This window comes from Sulfurimonas crateris, assembly GCF_005217605.1.
Lineage (GTDB): Bacteria > Campylobacterota > Campylobacteria > Campylobacterales > Sulfurimonadaceae > Sulfurimonas > Sulfurimonas crateris.
In genome coordinates, this window is the sequence record NZ_SZPX01000007.1 from 37,825 (window position 1) to 53,614 (window position 15,790).

General features: G+C 40.3%; 18 protein-coding genes. 12 read left to right on the forward strand and 6 right to left on the reverse strand.

The window, feature by feature from the left end; all coding sequences use genetic code 11:
- The first annotated feature begins 33 nt into the window (after window positions 1–33).
- A complete protein-coding gene (locus FCU45_RS09240) occupies window positions 34–1,008 on the forward strand; it encodes an iron-sulfur cluster assembly scaffold protein (RefSeq protein ID WP_137014567.1) in 975 nt (324 codons plus the stop codon).
- Here FCU45_RS09240 and FCU45_RS09245 read toward each other — a convergent pair.
- Genes FCU45_RS09245 through FCU45_RS09255 form a run of 3 tightly spaced genes read right to left on the reverse strand, consistent with a single transcriptional unit; the run spans window position 1,005 to window position 2,961 of the window.
- Window positions 1,005–1,832, reverse strand: a complete 828-nt coding sequence (locus FCU45_RS09245) for a UDP-N-acetylmuramate dehydrogenase (RefSeq protein ID WP_137014569.1) — start codon at window positions 1,830–1,832, stop codon at window positions 1,005–1,007. The two genes, FCU45_RS09240 and FCU45_RS09245, sit on opposite strands and share 4 nt — an antisense overlap.
- On the reverse strand, window positions 1,832–2,098 hold the full coding sequence (gene fliQ, locus FCU45_RS09250; RefSeq protein ID WP_137014571.1) for a flagellar biosynthesis protein FliQ: 267 nt from the start codon (window positions 2,096–2,098) through the stop codon (window positions 1,832–1,834). Before fliQ ends, FCU45_RS09245 begins: the two co-directional genes overlap by 1 nt.
- Complete coding sequence (locus FCU45_RS09255; protein ID WP_137014573.1) at window positions 2,098–2,961, reverse strand: menaquinone biosynthesis family protein; 864 nt, start codon at window positions 2,959–2,961, stop codon at window positions 2,098–2,100. Before FCU45_RS09255 ends, fliQ begins: the two co-directional genes overlap by 1 nt.
- Window positions 2,962–3,133: 172 nt before the next feature.
- On the opposite strand from FCU45_RS09255, the gene recA reads away from it, so the two are divergent.
- The 4 genes from recA to FCU45_RS09275 all read left to right on the forward strand — a co-directional run bounded on the left by recA (window position 3,134) and on the right by FCU45_RS09275 (window position 6,574).
- Window positions 3,134–4,171, forward strand: a complete 1,038-nt coding sequence (recA, locus tag FCU45_RS09260; protein WP_137014575.1) for a recombinase RecA — start codon at window positions 3,134–3,136, stop codon at window positions 4,169–4,171.
- A gap of 51 nt (window positions 4,172–4,222) precedes the next feature.
- Window positions 4,223–5,488 (forward strand): phosphopyruvate hydratase, encoded by a 1,266-nt coding sequence (gene eno / locus FCU45_RS09265; RefSeq protein ID WP_137014577.1) that lies wholly within the window; start codon window positions 4,223–4,225, stop codon window positions 5,486–5,488.
- A gap of 9 nt (window positions 5,489–5,497) precedes the next feature.
- Entirely contained in the window at window positions 5,498–5,776 is a 279-nt protein-coding gene (locus FCU45_RS09270; protein ID WP_137014579.1) for a hypothetical protein, read from the forward strand.
- A gap of 141 nt (window positions 5,777–5,917) precedes the next feature.
- On the forward strand, window positions 5,918–6,574 hold the full coding sequence (locus FCU45_RS09275; RefSeq protein ID WP_137014581.1) for an AMIN domain-containing protein: 657 nt from the start codon (window positions 5,918–5,920) through the stop codon (window positions 6,572–6,574).
- Window positions 6,575–6,577: 3 nt separating this feature from the next.
- On the opposite strand, the gene FCU45_RS09280 is transcribed toward FCU45_RS09275, so the two are convergent.
- From FCU45_RS09280 to FCU45_RS09290, 3 genes are read right to left on the reverse strand one after another with little or no spacing between them, the layout of a single operon-like run.
- Window positions 6,578–8,419, reverse strand: a complete 1,842-nt coding sequence (locus FCU45_RS09280; protein WP_484421994.1) for an Lnb N-terminal periplasmic domain-containing protein — start codon at window positions 8,417–8,419, stop codon at window positions 6,578–6,580.
- Window positions 8,420–8,473: 54 nt separating this feature from the next.
- A complete protein-coding gene (locus tag FCU45_RS09285) occupies window positions 8,474–8,920 on the reverse strand; it encodes a DUF3015 family protein (protein WP_137014585.1) in 447 nt (148 codons plus the stop codon).
- A gap of 59 nt (window positions 8,921–8,979) precedes the next feature.
- The gene (locus FCU45_RS09290; protein ID WP_137014587.1) at window positions 8,980–9,570 is read right to left on the reverse strand and encodes a lipid-binding SYLF domain-containing protein; all 591 of its coding nucleotides are present in this window, start codon (window positions 9,568–9,570) and stop codon (window positions 8,980–8,982) included.
- 153 nt (window positions 9,571–9,723) lie between these two features.
- Here FCU45_RS09290 and FCU45_RS09295 point away from each other — a divergent pair, with 153 nt between their 5' ends.
- The 7 genes from FCU45_RS09295 to FCU45_RS09325 are packed head-to-tail and all read left to right on the forward strand — an operon-like array spanning window position 9,724 to window position 15,773.
- Complete coding sequence (locus FCU45_RS09295; protein ID WP_170175852.1) at window positions 9,724–10,380, forward strand: DUF3313 family protein; 657 nt, start codon at window positions 9,724–9,726, stop codon at window positions 10,378–10,380.
- 11 nt (window positions 10,381–10,391) lie between these two features.
- Window positions 10,392–11,138: a metallophosphoesterase gene (locus FCU45_RS09300; RefSeq protein WP_137014591.1), complete on the forward strand. Its 747-nt coding sequence runs from the start codon at window positions 10,392–10,394 to the stop codon at window positions 11,136–11,138.
- Window positions 11,139–11,182: 44 nt separating this feature from the next.
- Window positions 11,183–11,653 carry a hypothetical protein gene (locus FCU45_RS09305; RefSeq protein WP_137014593.1) on the forward strand — a complete coding sequence of 157 codons (471 nt, stop codon included), beginning with the start codon at window positions 11,183–11,185 and terminating at the stop codon, window positions 11,651–11,653.
- Window positions 11,650–12,723 (forward strand): ABC transporter permease, encoded by a 1,074-nt coding sequence (locus tag FCU45_RS09310; protein ID WP_137014595.1) that lies wholly within the window; start codon window positions 11,650–11,652, stop codon window positions 12,721–12,723. Before FCU45_RS09305 ends, FCU45_RS09310 begins: the two co-directional genes overlap by 4 nt.
- Window positions 12,720–13,343, forward strand: a complete 624-nt coding sequence (locus tag FCU45_RS09315) for an ABC transporter ATP-binding protein (protein ID WP_137014597.1) — start codon at window positions 12,720–12,722, stop codon at window positions 13,341–13,343. Before FCU45_RS09310 ends, FCU45_RS09315 begins: the two co-directional genes overlap by 4 nt.
- Window positions 13,327–14,868 carry a heme-copper oxidase family protein gene (locus tag FCU45_RS09320; RefSeq protein WP_137014599.1) on the forward strand — a complete coding sequence of 514 codons (1,542 nt, stop codon included), beginning with the start codon at window positions 13,327–13,329 and terminating at the stop codon, window positions 14,866–14,868. The genes FCU45_RS09315 and FCU45_RS09320 overlap by 17 nt, the downstream gene beginning before the upstream one ends.
- Complete coding sequence (locus FCU45_RS09325) at window positions 14,865–15,773, forward strand: hypothetical protein (protein WP_137014601.1); 909 nt, start codon at window positions 14,865–14,867, stop codon at window positions 15,771–15,773. Before FCU45_RS09320 ends, FCU45_RS09325 begins: the two co-directional genes overlap by 4 nt.
- The last annotated feature ends 17 nt before the right edge of the window (window positions 15,774–15,790 follow it).

The following is a 15,790-nucleotide window of genomic DNA, read 5'->3' on the forward strand; positions in this document are numbered from 1 at the left end:
TGAATTTATAAAATAAATTAAAGGACAAAAATTATGGCAAAAAACGACTTATTGGGGGCTTCTTTATGGGACGCTTACTCAAATAAAGTAACTACCTTGATGAACAATCCAAAACATCAAGGTGAAATTACTGAGGAGGAGGCTGCATCACACGGTAACAGATTGATCGTTGCCGATTTTGGGGCTGAGAGCTGTGGGGATGCAGTGCGTCTTTACTGGGAAGTTGACCCAAAGACAGATGTTATCGTAAACTCTAAATTTAAAAGTTTTGGATGCGGAACGGCTATTGCGAGCTCGGATGTTATGACAGAGCTTTGTATTGGCAAAACTGTTCAAGAAGCTGTAAAGATAACAAATATCGATGTTGAGTTTGCTCTAAGAGACAACCCTGAGACTCCTGCAGTTCCGCCTCAAAAGATGCACTGTTCCGTTATGGCTTACGATGTTATTAAAAAAGCTGCAGGACTTTATCTGGGTGTTGACTCTGAGAGTTTTGAAGAGGAGATAATTGTTTGTGAGTGTGCTCGCGTCAGCTTGAAGACACTTCAAGATGTTATTAGACTAAACGACCTCACAACGATCGAGCAGATCACAGACTATACCAAAGCGGGCGGCTTTTGTAAAAGCTGTATAAAACCGGGCGGACACGAAGAGAGAGAGTACTACTTGGTAGACATCTTAAGAGATACGCGTCGTGAGATGGATGAAGAGAAGATGAAAGCTGCTGCAGATGCTGGCACAAAAGGTAATTTTGAATCAATGACATTGGTTCAACAGATCAAAGCGATAGATGCGGAGATAGATGAGAGCATCCGTCAGTTCTTGATCATGGACGGTGGCGATATGGAAGTAATCGACGTTAAGCCGAGTGATGAGTATATCGACGTATATATCAGATACCTTGGCGCATGTAACGGATGTGCAAGTTCTGCAACAGGAACTCTTTATGCGATCGAATCGACTCTAAAAGAGAAACTCTCTAAAAAGATAAGAGTATTACCTATCTAAATCCTATTAGGATTTAGAAGAGGTGAGTTCTCCCCCATATACCTTACATCTAAAACCGCGATCTCGCACTCAAGCCAAATATTAAACTCTTTGTAGACTCTTTTTTGAGCCTCTTGTATCAAGTATATAGCTTCATCAAAAGTCCCGTTTTGCATATTTACCAAGAAGTTTGCATGCTCTAAGCTAAACTCCATGCCGCCGACTCTGTAGCCTTTGAGCCCTACGGCTTCTATAAGCCTGCCTGCATAATCACCAACGGGGTTTTTAAAACAGCTTCCCGCACTTGGGATTGAGGGCTGGTTGTCGCGCATACTCTTAAACATCAAGAGCCTCTCTCTGTCGTACCCGTGCTCCAGTAAAAATGTCGCTTCTAAGATCGGGGACCCTATGTTCGTGAACCTGTATCCATGCTTTATCTCATCTTTTTTAAACTCTTTATCGCATGTTTTTACAGAGATGAGATTATTGAATATCTCATACTCTTTGAGCCCTGCATTCATATATACCAAACCGCCTAGAGTTCCGGGAAGATGAGAGAGAAACTCAAAGTTAGCAATATCATGCTTTTTGCAAAAAGAGGCAATTTTTCCGGAGGGTGTAGCAGCTCCGATCTTAAGAGTGTCGTTCTCTATCTTGATATAGTCATATTTTTTGCTTAATTTTAAAAGAGGGGGCGGCTCTTTTCCCATCAAAATATTGTTACACGATCCGATGATATAAGAGTCTTTGTAGTTTTTGCTGCAATCTTCGAGCAGCATAACATCTAGAGTTGCGCCTATCTTAATGGAGGAGAATTTAGCGAAGTCTATTGTTTGGCTCTTCATTACTCTATAAAATCTGGGATCATATTAAAGATGTTCAAAGAGAAGTCGGTCATCGCATTTAGCATCCAAGGCATAGTTAAAATGACGACAATAACAACGCCTATGATCTTTGGAATAAAGCTCAGTGTCATCTCATTGATCTGTGTAGTAGCCTGAAATATACTTACGGCAAGACCTATAAACATACCCACTAAAAGACCCGGAAGTGCAAGAAGGAGTGCTATTTTAAAGGTCTCGATTCCAAGCGATACTAGTTTTGCTTCCATTATGAGTTTCTTAAGTCTTTGTACTCTGTCGGTATCATAAAATCTTGGGCTTTTACCTCTGTGTCGTAGAAACCGTGCTTGTAGCCGATCTCAAAAAGTTTGTTGATCGCTCTGTATTGCAGTTCGCTAAGTGCAATAGAGTTGTCGTTTGCATAAAGTTCAAGATATTTATCTAAAGTCGGAGCATCTATGCGTACAAGATCTCTCTCTAGAAGCATCTCAGAGAGCTTATATTTGTTATCGCGCGCTACATGTACCGCTTTTGTTAAAGTTGCTTCATACTCTATGGCTCTGTTAAGCGGGATTGAGCGACTGATTGCCATTCCGCCAAGAGGCAGGGGAAGCTCATCTCCTGCGAGCTCTTGCCAGATATCCCACATCTCTCTCTCAACTTCAAGCTCGTCGTTGTAGGTCAAAATACTCTCATGGATCAGCACACCCGCATCCACTTTCTCATCAAGAACAGCCTGCTCGATCTCCAAAAAGTTCATATAAGTCACTCTTGCATCGGGATAGGCTATGCGAAAAAGCATAGCGTTTGTCGTGTGTTCTCCGCTAAGTGCCACTTTAAAGTTACGTTTGAGCTTAACGCCTCTTTTTTTTATGACCTTCGGTCCGTACCCCTCTCCAAAGCTCACGGCAGTTCTTAGAAGAGCGTAGTCTTCTCTAATATGGGGGTATAGCCCAAAGCTTATAGCGACTATCTCGTAAACACCGTTTAGAGCTTTTTCGTTTAGGGTCTGAATATCTTCGGCAATATTCTCAAACTTTACACCATCCATATCTACCCAGCCGAATTTAATAGCATAGTACATAAATACGTCGTCAGCGTCAGGGGAGTGTGCAATAAGAGTTTTTTTCAAATTAGTCGCCTATCTACTTAAAAATATAAACTATATTTTAACCAAATAAGGATAAAATCCCACTAATTTTATATGGAATCTTCATATAAAAATATGACAATTTGCAATATTTTAAAATAAAAATTAAAAGTTGTCATACAATAAGTCTAAATTTAATATAAGAGAGCCAAAGATGGACGCAAATAAACAAAAATCATTAGACTTAGCTATGAAACAGATTGATAAGGCATTCGGCAAGGGTGCGCTTATGAGACTAGGCGATAAAGAGATAATGCCGATTGAGTCGATTAGTACAGGCTCTCTGGGACTTGACCTTGCACTCGGTATTGGCGGTGTTCCACAGGGAAGAGTTGTCGAGATATATGGACCTGAGAGTTCAGGTAAAACGACGCTGGCACTTCAAATAACGGCAGAGTGCCAGAAAAAAGGCGGAGTATGTGCATTTATTGACGCAGAACACGCACTTGATGTCGGGTATGCTAAAAATCTTGGTGTCGATGTGGACAATCTTCTTGTCTCTCAACCCGATTACGGTGAGCAAGCCTTGGATATTGTTGAAACCATTGCTAGAAGCGGTGCGATAGATCTGATAGTTATCGACTCGGTCGCGGCTCTTACTCCAAAGTCTGAGATCGAGGGTGAGATGTCAGATCAAAATGTCGGTGTTCAGGCACGTCTTATGTCAAAAGCACTTAGAAAGCTGACGGGTATTTTACATAAGATGAACTGTACAGTTATATTTATTAATCAGATCCGTATGAAAATAGGTATGATGGGATATGGCTCTCCAGAGACGACAACAGGCGGAAATGCGCTTAAGTTCTACGCGTCTGTAAGAATAGACGTAAGACGTATAGCATCTCTAAAGCAGGGTGAGAGCCAGATAGGAAATCGTGTTAAAGCCAAGGTTATAAAAAACAAAGTAGCACCTCCGTTTCGTCAGGCAGAGTTTGATATAATGTTCGGCGAAGGAATCTCTAAAGAGGGCGAGCTTGTCGATTACGGCGTAAAGCTCGATATAATCGATAAAAGCGGCGCTTGGTTCTCTTACGGAGAGACAAAACTGGGTCAGGGACGTGAAAATGTCAAAGCCAAGTTTATAGAAGACCCTGAATTGGCTCGTGAAGTCGAAGAGAAGATAAAAACAGCCATGGGGATAAACTCTCTGATGGCGATGGATGCTCTAGAGATAGAAGACACTGACCTCTAGAGATCAGCGCAAATTAAAATTAAATTAAATGTACAAAGAGGTAGATAGATAATGTTTATAGATAATATTAGTGCAATAGAGGTGATGGACTCACGCGGAAATCCTACGGTAAAAGCAACAGTAGAGCTTAGTGACGGCACAAAAGCGAGTGCGATCGTGCCTTCAGGTGCAAGTACGGGTAAGCGTGAGGCATTAGAGCTTCGTGATGGCGGCAGCAGATATATGGGCAAAGGCGTTTTAAAGGCTGTTGAGAATGTCAACAGCCAGATAGCGGATGTTCTTATTGGACTTTCTCCGTTTAATCAGGCAATAATCGATGCTACAATGAAAGAGCTTGATGGAACCCAGAACTATGGCAATCTAGGTGCTAATGCGGTTCTTGGTGTCTCTATGGCTGTGGCACGCGCTGCTGCAAAAAGCTTAGGCGTTCCACTTTATCGTTATCTTGGCGGAGCTAACGCTATGGTTATGCCTACTCCGATGCTAAATATTATCAATGGCGGCTCACACGCAGACAACTCTGTAGATTTTCAAGAGTATATGATCATGCCTGTCGGTTTTGAAGATTTTGCAACTTCACTTCAAGCCAGCGCAGAGGTCTATCACAATCTAAAAGCTATTTTAAAATCTAAAAAACACAATACGGCTCTTGGAGACGAGGGTGGTTTTGCTCCTGATCTAAGCTCAAATGAAGAGCCTATTCAGATCATTATGGAAGCGATAGAAAAAGCAGGATACAAAGCGGGAGAGCAGATGGCGATCGCTCTTGATGTTGCAGCGAGCGAACTTGTTGCAGAGGGCGGTTATAGACTAGATAGTGAAAACAGAACAGTCACCTCTGAAGAGCTTGTTGATTACTATGTTGACCTGTGTTCAAAATATCCGATCGTATCAATTGAAGACGGTCTAAGCGAAGATGATTGGGACGGCTGGAAAATATTGACTGAGAAATTGGGCGATAAAGTACAACTTGTCGGCGATGATCTGTTTGTGACAAACGCTAACATTCTAAATGAGGGAATCCAAAAGGGTATCGCAAACTCTATTCTTATTAAACCAAATCAGATCGGCTCGGTCAGTGAGACTATGCTTACGGTTCGTCTTGCTCAAAGAAACGGTTACAAGTGTGTTATGAGTCACCGTTCTGGTGAGAGCGAAGATGCTTTCATTGCAGATTTTGCCGTTGCACTAAACTGCGGTGAGATAAAAACAGGATCTACTGCGCGTGGTGAGAGAACTGCTAAATATAACCGTCTTTTAGAGATAGAGAATGAAGTGGCTTACGGCGAGTATTTAGGTTCACAACTTTTTAAATAAGAACTTTTAATGAGAGATGAAGAGCTTTATGAGGGGATAGACGATACGCAAAGTCTTACACAAAAATATCTAGGTCTATCCTTAACAAAGTTCTTAATGCTTCTAATAGTTGTTTTGGCAAGCGGAGTATATATCGGCATACTTCTGTATGGAACCAATTCATTAGAAGTCCTGCTTGGCCTTCAAGATTATGAGGAGTATCTGCAAAGTGAGATCAACAGACTAAGAACACAAAATGCAGAGCTTCAAAAAGAGTATTTTGAATTAAAAGAGATTTCTGCGAAATAGCTCTTAATCTTGATATAATACACCATAGAAATCTCAAAAAACTTGTTTTTTTGTAGCTTTAGAGGGTTGTAGGGACCTTAAGTCCCTGCCACTAAAACGGACGAGTTCGTTTTAGTGTTTAACATAATGGAAGGGGTTACTTTGATTAGAGTTCTGCTTATATCTTCTTTGATCTTTTTGTCTCTTGGGGCTAGAGAAAATCCTTTCTTTCCCTCTGATGGTGAGAGAGATATACTAATAACTTCAAATGAAGAGAGTGATACACAGCCTCTTAAAAGAGCCGCTATAACTCTTCCATCTCAAGCAAGAGTACTTCAAAAAGTAACCATAGAGTTCAAAAATCTTGACGGCTCAGTAGAGAGTAAAAGTATAGAACTGAGTAATAAGGTTGACTGGCATATTCCTATTTTTATTACTCAGAGCTATGCCCAGCAAGAAAATTCAACTCAGCTACAGGCAGTGCAGCAGGTTCAAAAAAGTGTTCCAAAAAAAGAGAGTTATAAAAATATAGCCTCTATAGAATATCTCTCACTTCTCTCATATCAAAAGAGTTTAAAACTAGTAACTAAAGATAGAGCACTCAGAAACTTTATGCTTGTAAATCCGCATAGATTGGTTATTGATTTTAAAAGAGATAGCAATATGAAAAGTTATGTTAAAAAAATCCCCAACTCTATATTTAAAGAGGTTAGGATAGGAAATCATGACGGTTACTACAGAGCAGTTATAGAGTTGGACGGACTTTATAGATACGGCTTTAAAAAGATTGCTGAGGGGTATCTTATAGAGTTAAAATAAGTTTTAAAAGTAGAAATTTAGATAGACTCTTAAATTATCCTCTTTGTTATTCATCTCTCTCTTGCCTCTCTCTTTATAGTCATATTTAAACTTTAGTTGAGTGTTTTGCGAAACTCTAAAGCTTTGTGAGATAGATAGAATGTTCTGCTCCTCCCCGTTGTCATACCATCTTCTAATAGCCTCAATATTACTGCTCATAGAGCTGTATTTGTCAAGCACCATACCTATAGAGCCGCCTATCGCAGATTTAGAGTCTCCATCCAGATAAAAGAGCGGATCAGCCATTATATAAGTATATCCAAGCTTATTACCCCAGCTTAGCCCCACACCTACGGTTCCCATGAAATTAGCGCTTGAGTCAAGTGAGTTTCTGTCCCATCCAAACTTTGTTCTCCAAGAGAGATTGTCAAAAAAGTGAGATCTTTGTGCAAGAGAGACGATGGATAGAATAGTTGCATCTTCAACCTCTAAGTCACTGTCCCTATAAGAGAGTTCAAGATTTAAAAACTCTATCTGTGTCCCTCTTAAAAAGCCGTAGTTGCTGTCCTCTAAGTCATGATATGCAGGGCGAATACCCAAAAAACCTATAGAGTCGCCATCTCTTGAACCACCGCCAATGGATGCTCTTATTGCGCGGTGGCTATCTATTGGGTTTGGTGGAGTTTTTATATCAAGCTTATCTCCCTGCCCAAGAGAAGCTCTAGCTTTTGAGAATTCATGAAAGAGCTCTAGGTACCTCTCCTTTTCTATTTTACTTTTGCTGAATTTATACTCAAGCAGCTCTATAGAAGCCTCTAAAATATACATTTTTTGCTGTTTTTGGATATCACCGCTTCTCAAAACTTCATCGATCGAGATAGTAGAATCGACAAGCTCAAGAGGAAGATGAATATTTTCTTTCTCTATAAGTTCCTCATATTTTAAAAGAGTGGTTCTTTTTGAAGGTCTGAAAAATTTATCTTCTATAATCTTTTCGAGTTTTGAGGCATGTGCAGTCTCAAGAGGGATAACCTGATAGTTAAAGTACTCTCTAAGATGCAGGGTTGGTCTAGCGACCTCCATGAACCAGAGCATATTGTATGAGCAGTTTTCCGTAAAGAAGTAGTAGTAAGAGTGTGTTTCGTTAAGCTCCCAGATATGCTCTATCATTCTTCGCGTCTCATCTTCGCTAAAATCAAGATCATACTCCCAGATATCCCTCTGCTCACTGTCTCTATACTCTTTTAGTTTGTCATAGTATGGAAGCAGCGAGTATCTTCCAAAGTATCCTCCAAATAGCCCTTTGATCGCAAAAAGCACCGCATTTTCTTCATCAGGATTTGCATCTGCGGCATAATTTACGGCATAAGATAGAAGTTTGGAGTTGTATGCAGAGTTGATGCGTAAAAAAGTGTGCCCAAACATGGAGGCAGGAGAGTTTATGTGGGCTGATGGAAAAACCAGAGTTACAGATTTTGGCTTAAGTCTTTTAACAATAGAGTCATATTTTTCGCATTTTACTTCAGGAAACTCTTCAATTGAGAGCTGCTCCTTGAGCCAAGCTTTTCTTGCCGGAAAGCGGCATGCGGTTGCGTTGTCATCAAAAGTTGTTTCGTTTAATAATGCATCAATAGTAGCATCAAGCTCATCTTGCGCACTTGTTTTACCATCTGATGATAAAAAGAATCGCTCATCGTCTATCTCACTTACACCATCGTTCATATGCAGCAGGAGGTTCCAGTATCTTGAGTCCGATAGATTTAGTTCTTGCGCTTTTTGTTTGTATTGGTACGAAGAGGCGTTTAAAATAGAGACAAAAAGGGTAAGGGTTAAAAATAGTCTGTTTAAAATAGGAGAGTCCTGAATTTGAGGTTTTGTAGAGTAGGATCAAACGAAAAATTCGTTTGATCTTAACTTTTTTTATAGAGTTGTTGTAGAGATATTGTCAAGTACATCAGCCATTTTTACATCTTGGCTAGTGTATATCTTGTTGTAGTTCTCTTGAAGAGATGCAGAGAAAGTAGCTTTGTCAGATACTTCTAAAAGCTCTGCCAAAGTGTCAATGCTCTCGCCGTGACCGATCGCGATCTCTTTAGCAAGTTGATCCATATTTGAAGCAACAAACTCTTCAGCTTGCTCATTCATAACGAATTGAGTTTTTTGACAACCTAAAGTTCCTGAAGTGATACCGAACGTTTGGTTACCCGAAGTACCGTTTGTTGTAGCTTGAAGAGCTAACAGTACAGCAGTAGAATCATCTTTGATAATCATAGAACCAAGACCACAACCAGTTTGAGAATTTACGCCTGCCATTGCAGATGAACTTAGTGCTACAATTGCAGCAAGGCTAACTAGAATTTTTTTCATTGAACTTCCTTTTATTTTAAGATCGAAACAATTGTAAGATTAGTTAGCTTAACTAAAAATTAGTTTTTGTTAAGCTCTGTATCTTTCCAATACTTTGTGCCCTGAACAGTAGCTTGAAGTGCTAAGCCGTTTTGTGTCAGTTTATAGAGCCTCACACCGGGAGCAACTGTGATCGCCGCATTTAATGAGCCACCGCTCTCTTCATACTTTGCGGCAGCATCTGCTTGGGCATTCGCTTCCCAGCCGGATCTTACAAAAGTGTCATAAGCTCTTTTGTTCTCAAAGAGAAAAACCGCTCTAAAATCTTTTACCCCAATACCAAGCCCTAAACCGCCTGAAGCCATATTCATATATGTGTTTATTCCGGTTCTGTTGTTGTGTGCCATCCCTTTGCCGCCCTCTGCGGAGAGGAGGATAAGGTTCACCCCTACATTGCTGAATGTCGCATATCCGTAAGAGCGAAGCACCATCTGTCTGGCTTCTGGTGCGTATTTGTAGAGCAGCTGCATCGTTTGGTTGCTGGCTACAATACGATTTACCCTCTCAAGCCTGTTCTCTTCCCTTATCTCTCTTTTGCTCTTTCCTGTCCAAAATCCCGAAAAGATGAGAGTTACCAGAAGTAAGCCGACGATTAGTTTTAGATGTTTCATTCTGCAAACCTTTAACGCTACTCTAAATTTATGGCAATAATAATATCATAATTTATCAAAATAGATAAAATTTATAATATAGTTAACGTTTAACCAAAAATGATACTATTACAAAAAATAATAGAGACATGATGTCGTAAATGAAGGATTAATTTGAAACTATCAACAATATTTGCCCTAGCGTTAAGCGCTTTTGCCATTTTAACAAGCGGTTGCGCATCTAAAAATGTGGCTGCTAAAAACAGCGGCTTTTTCAGTGACTACTCACAGCTGCAGAGCAGTGACGCTCTTAGTGCAGCAAAGAGTTATAAAGAGTATGATGTCTCTAAGTACAAAACTGTTTTGATATCTCCTGTTCAAGCTATAGAGGCACTCCCAAAATTAGAGCAGAGTGATTCCCAAAGAGAACTGTATAAGAAGATATCTGAATATGTAAGTGAGGGATATAAGAGAGAGATACAAAAAGACAGCAGCTTGAAGCTTGTTGATACAAAAGAGTCAGGTAGTTTGATTTTGGAGTCGGCAATATCTGCAGTTGAAGTTCACTTTGATGATAAGAATTGGAATCAGTTCTCACCTATTGCAATGGATATAACTGTGACATCATTCAACTCTTATTTAGATGGAAATGTGAGAATTTTGGGCGAGAAGCGCATAGTTGATGCAACAACAGGCGAGACACTGCTAGAGAGCATGGAGATAATCAAAGATGAAAAAATCATCTTAAAGGGCGAGACTCTGAAGTTTGAAAACATTAAACCTGCTCTTGATAAGTGGATAGAGCTTGCAGTAAAAAATCTTCATAACTAGGTTAGGCGTAAGTGTCTCTTCAGGTAGGATGGAAATATTTTCCATTTGATGAGATCGCAATAAAGAGCACTACATTCTGCAACTCTCTAGACGGTCTTCGCATTATACAGCTCTCAGATCTGCATCTTAGCAAAGGCGTAGAGGTCGCCTACCTTAAAAATCTTGTTAAAAAAATAAACGCTTTGGGTCCCGACATCGTCCTCTTTAGCGGAGATATACTTCAGACATCCGCATTAAATGTAAAAGAGCAGTTAGAGACTTTTAAAGATATTAAAGCATCCGCATATTATGTGACGGGTAATCATGATATTGTTTACGGTCCAAAAAAACTGGAGTCGATTATGCAGAGTGCAGGAGTGCTTTGTCTGGATAACAAGATAGCAGAGATAGCTATAAAAGGCTCTGTTTTGCAGTTAGTGGGGCTTAGTGACAGATACGGTTTTGTAAGAGGAATAAAGAGACCTATAAAAGAGCTCTTTAGCGGGCTAGATCCAAACCTCTCTACCATACTGCTTACTCATCAGCCAAAAGATGTGGCGCATATAGAAGATTTTCGCATAGATCTGCAGCTTAGCGGGCATACTCACGGCGGACAGATATATCCTTTTAATTTTGTAGTTAAATATTTTCAGCCATATATCTCAGGGCTTTACAGACACAAAAACACCCTTTTATATGTATGCAGAGGACTTGGGTACTGGGGTGTCAGGGTAAGATATAGAGTTCCACCCGAAATACCTGTTTTTACCATCAATTAACATATAGGCAGTATAATTTTATTTTAATTAACTCAAGGAAAAAAATGAACAGATTTTTAACCGCTTTAACCCTCAGTGTCGCGATCTTAGGCGCAGCTCCGCTTAGTGTAAACTCCCCTCTTAATACGCTGGACAGCTTTAAATATGAAACGCCGATGGGCCGAGAGATGAAGATACCAAAAAAGACAAAGTTGGTAATAGTAGCCTTTGAAAAAGATACGGGAGCTTTGGTTAACGAATATCTTGATACTCAAAGCCCGTTTTATCTCCCAAAGAACAACTCAATTTTTATAGCCGACATAAACAAGATGCCTACAGTTATAACAAATATGTTCGCTCTGCCAAAACTTCAGAAGTATAAACATCTTATATACCTGCACTACGGTGAGAAGTTTCAAAATATAGTTCCAAGCAAAGAGCAGAAGATCACACTTTTGCATATAGAAGGCTCAAAAATCAAAGATATATCTTTTATCTCGACGCAAGAAGAGTTAAAAACGGCGATTGAGAAGTGATCTCACTAAAAGCACTCAGCAAAAATCCATTTAAAAGCCTTCTTATATTCTCATCCATTACCATCGCGGTAATGGCTATTTTTCTAATCAGCTCAGTCTCTCAGGGCGTGATCGGAATGTACTCGAAGATGATAAAAACGGACGGCGATATCATCATCACACAAAAAGGGATCTCGGACACTTTTTTCTCCAACGTAGATATTGGGATCATGAAAAAGATAGATGAGTTGGAGTATGTCACATCAAGTTATGCAATGATCGTCGGAGCTTCTCCTATAGGTCATATTCCCATTGCCGGTATTTACGGCACTACGGACAACCATTTTTCACACTATAAGCTAAAGAGCGGAACTTATCCAAAAGAGGGTGAAGTTATACTTGGCGAAAATCTTGCAAAGCAGTTTGTGACAAAAGAGATAAACATAGGAAACAAAAGCTTTGAAATATCTGGTGTTTACAGCAGTGAGATAGGTTTTGAAGAGGGCGGCGTAGTTATGAATATAAGCGATGCGGGCAAGCTTTTTAACCGCTCGGCATCTTTCATTTTGGTCTCATCTTCATCACCTAATGAGATAGATAACATTGTTGAAAAAATATCTGAGTTAAGCAGTGAGGTTGAGGTAAAGACTACGCAAAATTTCGTAAAAGAGTATAACCAGTTTAAAATTATCGAGAACTCATCTCTTGTTATCTCAACGCTCGCTTTTGCTATGGGTCTTATGGGGATCGCCTCTGTTATGAGCATGATCGTAAACTCTCGCAAAGAGGAGTTCGGGATTATGCGCGCTCTGGGCAAGAGCCGTCTTTTTATTATTAAAAATCTATTTTTTGAAACACTTATGATGAGCGTCTCGGCTTATCTTTTTGCACTCATCTTGAGTCTTGGTATCTTAGAGATGCTGCCGCACATTGAGATGCTTCAGGGTTATGTAAACGGTACTCTTTCGCTCTCAACAGCTCTGTATGTTTTTGCTTCAACAATTTTTATGGCTCTTTTTGGCTCGCTGATACCGGCGTGGATCGCCTCTAAAACAGACCCGATACTTCTGATAAATCAAGGATGTGCATGATAAAAGCATCTAATATCTCTCACTTTTACGGCGCGGAGCAGGTTCTATTCGATCTCTCTTTTGAGATCAAAAGCGGCGAATTTCTATTTTTAAGCGGAGAGAGCGGGAGCGGAAAGTCGACTCTCCTCTCTATTCTCTCAACTCTGCTGAAACCATCAAACGGCAAGCTTCTTATAGACGGCGAGGGAGTTGGGACAATAAAAAATATAGACTATTTTCGCCAAAGCAAGATAGGTTTTGTTTTTCAGTTTCACTATCTCATAAACTATCTAAGCGTCTATGAGAATATAGCCCTTGCCGCACTTGAAGATAAAAAACAAAATATCAACAAAATACTTGGCGAGCTCGGTATCTTAGAACTCTCAGAGCGCTATCCAAACGAGATATCGGGCGGACAGAGACAACGCGTGGCACTTGCCCGCGCACTTGTAAACGAGCCGAAAATTATATTTGCCGATGAGCCCACCGGAAGTCTGGACTCAAAAAATTCTCAAATTGTTTACGGTCTTTTGGCTGAGGCAGTAAAGAGCGGCACTACCGTAGTGGTCGCATCCCACGATATGCAGATAGAGAACTACGCAACTCACACGATCAGGTTAAAAGATGGACAGATTTTATAAACTAGTAGAAGAGGTTATGCCAATCTGGGCCTTTATATTTTTAGGCTCTATTGTGGTCGGCACGATATATGCGGCACAGATGCTCGGATTCTCCTCTTTGGACAGTACGCTTTTAAGTGCTTCGACCACGCGCTCGCTTCATATTACGCTAATGCTCTACGGACCGATTATGCTAGCTCTCTCCTTGCTTCCATTCGCTCTTTTTGCAAAAGAGAAGCTTGATCTAAGCAGCGCTGTAGAGCCATTAAGAGTCTACTTTTTACTCTGGCACCTCTTCTTGTTTATGGCAGTCGTCTCTATTTTGCTCGGAGTTCAACGCTCTCTGCCGTTTTATGATTTTGCCTATGAGCTCAACTTCATACTTGCGGCTTCGGGCATCTTTTATATAGTTGCAATTTTTAAAACCATAAAACAGTATGAGATTACGCCACTTTGGGTAAAAGTCTCAAAAGCGCTTCTTTTTGCGGCACCTTTGGCGCTCATTATACTGATGAATCCGACTTACGGGCAGGTTGAAAAAACGCTTGTAGGACCTCACGGCGACAATACTCTGGGAATGAGCTTTACGCTTATTCCTCTTTTTTACCTTATGATAAAACTTCATGCAAAAGAGGAGTTTGTTCCAAGATGGCACATCTTTTGGATTCTTCCGCTTGCGGGATACGCTATCTCGGTTGCTACGCGTATTTTTAGAGGAGAGCTCTCATACAACGAGGAGTGGGTCTATCAGTGGCTAACTTTTGCTTATGCTCCGCTGCTTATAAAGTGGTGCATGGATGCCAAAATTACTCTCAAATCTACGCCTTATTTAGTCATCTCTATCTGGGTATTTTTGTTTGTGATGATTCAGGGCAATATACTCTTTATACCCGAAATCAGATGGCCCTTTCATAAAAATGATCTAGTGATTGCACACGCACATCTCGCCATTGGACTAGGGATATTTTTTATGTCTCTAAGCGTTTTAAAATACTTCTACAAGCTGCCTGATAAGCTTATGCACTTTTGGCTCTATGTTATCGGAATTATTTTTGCCTCCCTAACTTTGGCGGGTTTTGATGAAGCGGGACTATTTGTTATCGATGTCATATCTATGTGGTGGATTCGTCTCTTTGGTGGTCTTTTGGCGGTTGCGGGAGTTATCTATTTTATTGCAAAAAAGATAAAGATCTCAAAACCCTCCATGCTTCAACTATACCATCTAAACGGCTTTGCTTCCGATGGTCTTGGCGCTCTTATACTCTTTTTATCAGCGCCTTTGCTATTTGAGTTTTTAGGGCTTAATTTTAGCATCTACTACTACATTGTATTTGGATTTATGGGTTTTGTTGGTATCTTACATCTTGTCGGAATAAACAAAGAGGCTCATCTTTTTGCATATTTTACCTCGATAGCCCGTCTTATTACGGGAACTATCTTTTTATCTCTATTTTATCTCGGAACGATAGACGCATTAGGGCTTCTTGTAGGTTTTTACGACATCTTATACGCTCTGATATATCTTATTTTTAGAAGCCGCCTATGATCTACTCTTTAGCACTTGTTTTACTGCTTGGATTTGAGCTTAGTTTCTATCTTCTGATAGTCCAGACAGGTGTTGCAGAGCACTACAACTCAGATATGATAACACTCTTTCCGATGTTTGCAGGCGGAGTGGCAGGCACTATTTTGGGTGGCTTTTCATGGGGCAGGATCAGCAATCCGGTGCATAAGATAATTATCGCTCTTCTCTTGCAACTGCTTCTTTCATTTTTTTATCCTGACTATAACGCCTTTACGCTTGTTTTGCTTGGGCTCTCGGTAGGTGTTATGGCTCCGCTTGGTATCTATCTCTTTAAAGCAAAGCAGCAAAAAGAGCTTCTTGCAGCACTTGCCATAGCATACACTATCGGCACATACTTTTTTACCTATGATCCAGATCACAGGATATATATGGCTGTGGGCTTTACCTCAATTGCGCTTTTAAGCGCTTTTATGCTGAGAGATTATGTTGTAGAGACGGATGCAAAGGAGGTCTCGCACCCTTATCTGCAGTATCTGCCTTTGATGTTATGGATATTTTTGGATTCAAACCTTTTTGAGACTCTATCAAGACATGCAGATATGGATATATGGTCACACTACACTTTTACAATCATAGCCTTTCACCTATTGGGGTTAATCGGTGCATACTGTATTAAGATGTCAACAATAAAAAAGCATATCTTTATAGCGTCTATTTTTGCGCTTAGCTATACTCTCTCATATTTGGAAGAGCCGCTCCTTCTTGCGATAATATATCCTTTTGCCATCTCTTACTACAACGTTGTGGTTTTTACGACTCTTAGCAAGGAGGCAAGGATATCCAAGCTTGCTTTTATGATGATTTTTGTCGGCTGGATGGCATCCGGTCTTGGTTTGGCAGTTGCTCTATCAGGAGCCCTGCATTAAACGATATGTGTGCTAAA

What these genes read in the sequence shown, in the direction of transcription:
- FCU45_RS09240 (WP_137014567.1), top strand. Translation starts at nt 34, where the DNA reads ATGGCAAAAAACGACTTATTGGGGGCTTCTTTATGGGACGCTTACTCA.
- FCU45_RS09245 (WP_137014569.1), bottom strand. Translation starts at nt 1,832, where the DNA reads ATGAAGAGCCAAACAATAGACTTCGCTAAATTCTCCTCCATTAAGATA.
- fliQ (WP_137014571.1), bottom strand. Translation starts at nt 2,098, where the DNA reads ATGGAAGCAAAACTAGTATCGCTTGGAATCGAGACCTTTAAAATAGCA.
- recA (WP_137014575.1), top strand. Translation starts at nt 3,134, where the DNA reads ATGGACGCAAATAAACAAAAATCATTAGACTTAGCTATGAAACAGATT.
- eno (WP_137014577.1), top strand. Translation starts at nt 4,223, where the DNA reads ATGTTTATAGATAATATTAGTGCAATAGAGGTGATGGACTCACGCGGA.
- FCU45_RS09270 (WP_137014579.1), top strand. Translation starts at nt 5,498, where the DNA reads ATGAGAGATGAAGAGCTTTATGAGGGGATAGACGATACGCAAAGTCTT.
- FCU45_RS09285 (WP_137014585.1), bottom strand. Translation starts at nt 8,920, where the DNA reads ATGAAAAAAATTCTAGTTAGCCTTGCTGCAATTGTAGCACTAAGTTCA.
- FCU45_RS09290 (WP_137014587.1), bottom strand. Translation starts at nt 9,570, where the DNA reads ATGAAACATCTAAAACTAATCGTCGGCTTACTTCTGGTAACTCTCATC.
- FCU45_RS09305 (WP_137014593.1), top strand. Translation starts at nt 11,183, where the DNA reads ATGAACAGATTTTTAACCGCTTTAACCCTCAGTGTCGCGATCTTAGGC.
- FCU45_RS09315 (WP_137014597.1), top strand. Translation starts at nt 12,720, where the DNA reads ATGATAAAAGCATCTAATATCTCTCACTTTTACGGCGCGGAGCAGGTT.
- FCU45_RS09320 (WP_137014599.1), top strand. Translation starts at nt 13,327, where the DNA reads ATGGACAGATTTTATAAACTAGTAGAAGAGGTTATGCCAATCTGGGCC.
- FCU45_RS09325 (WP_137014601.1), top strand. Translation starts at nt 14,865, where the DNA reads ATGATCTACTCTTTAGCACTTGTTTTACTGCTTGGATTTGAGCTTAGT.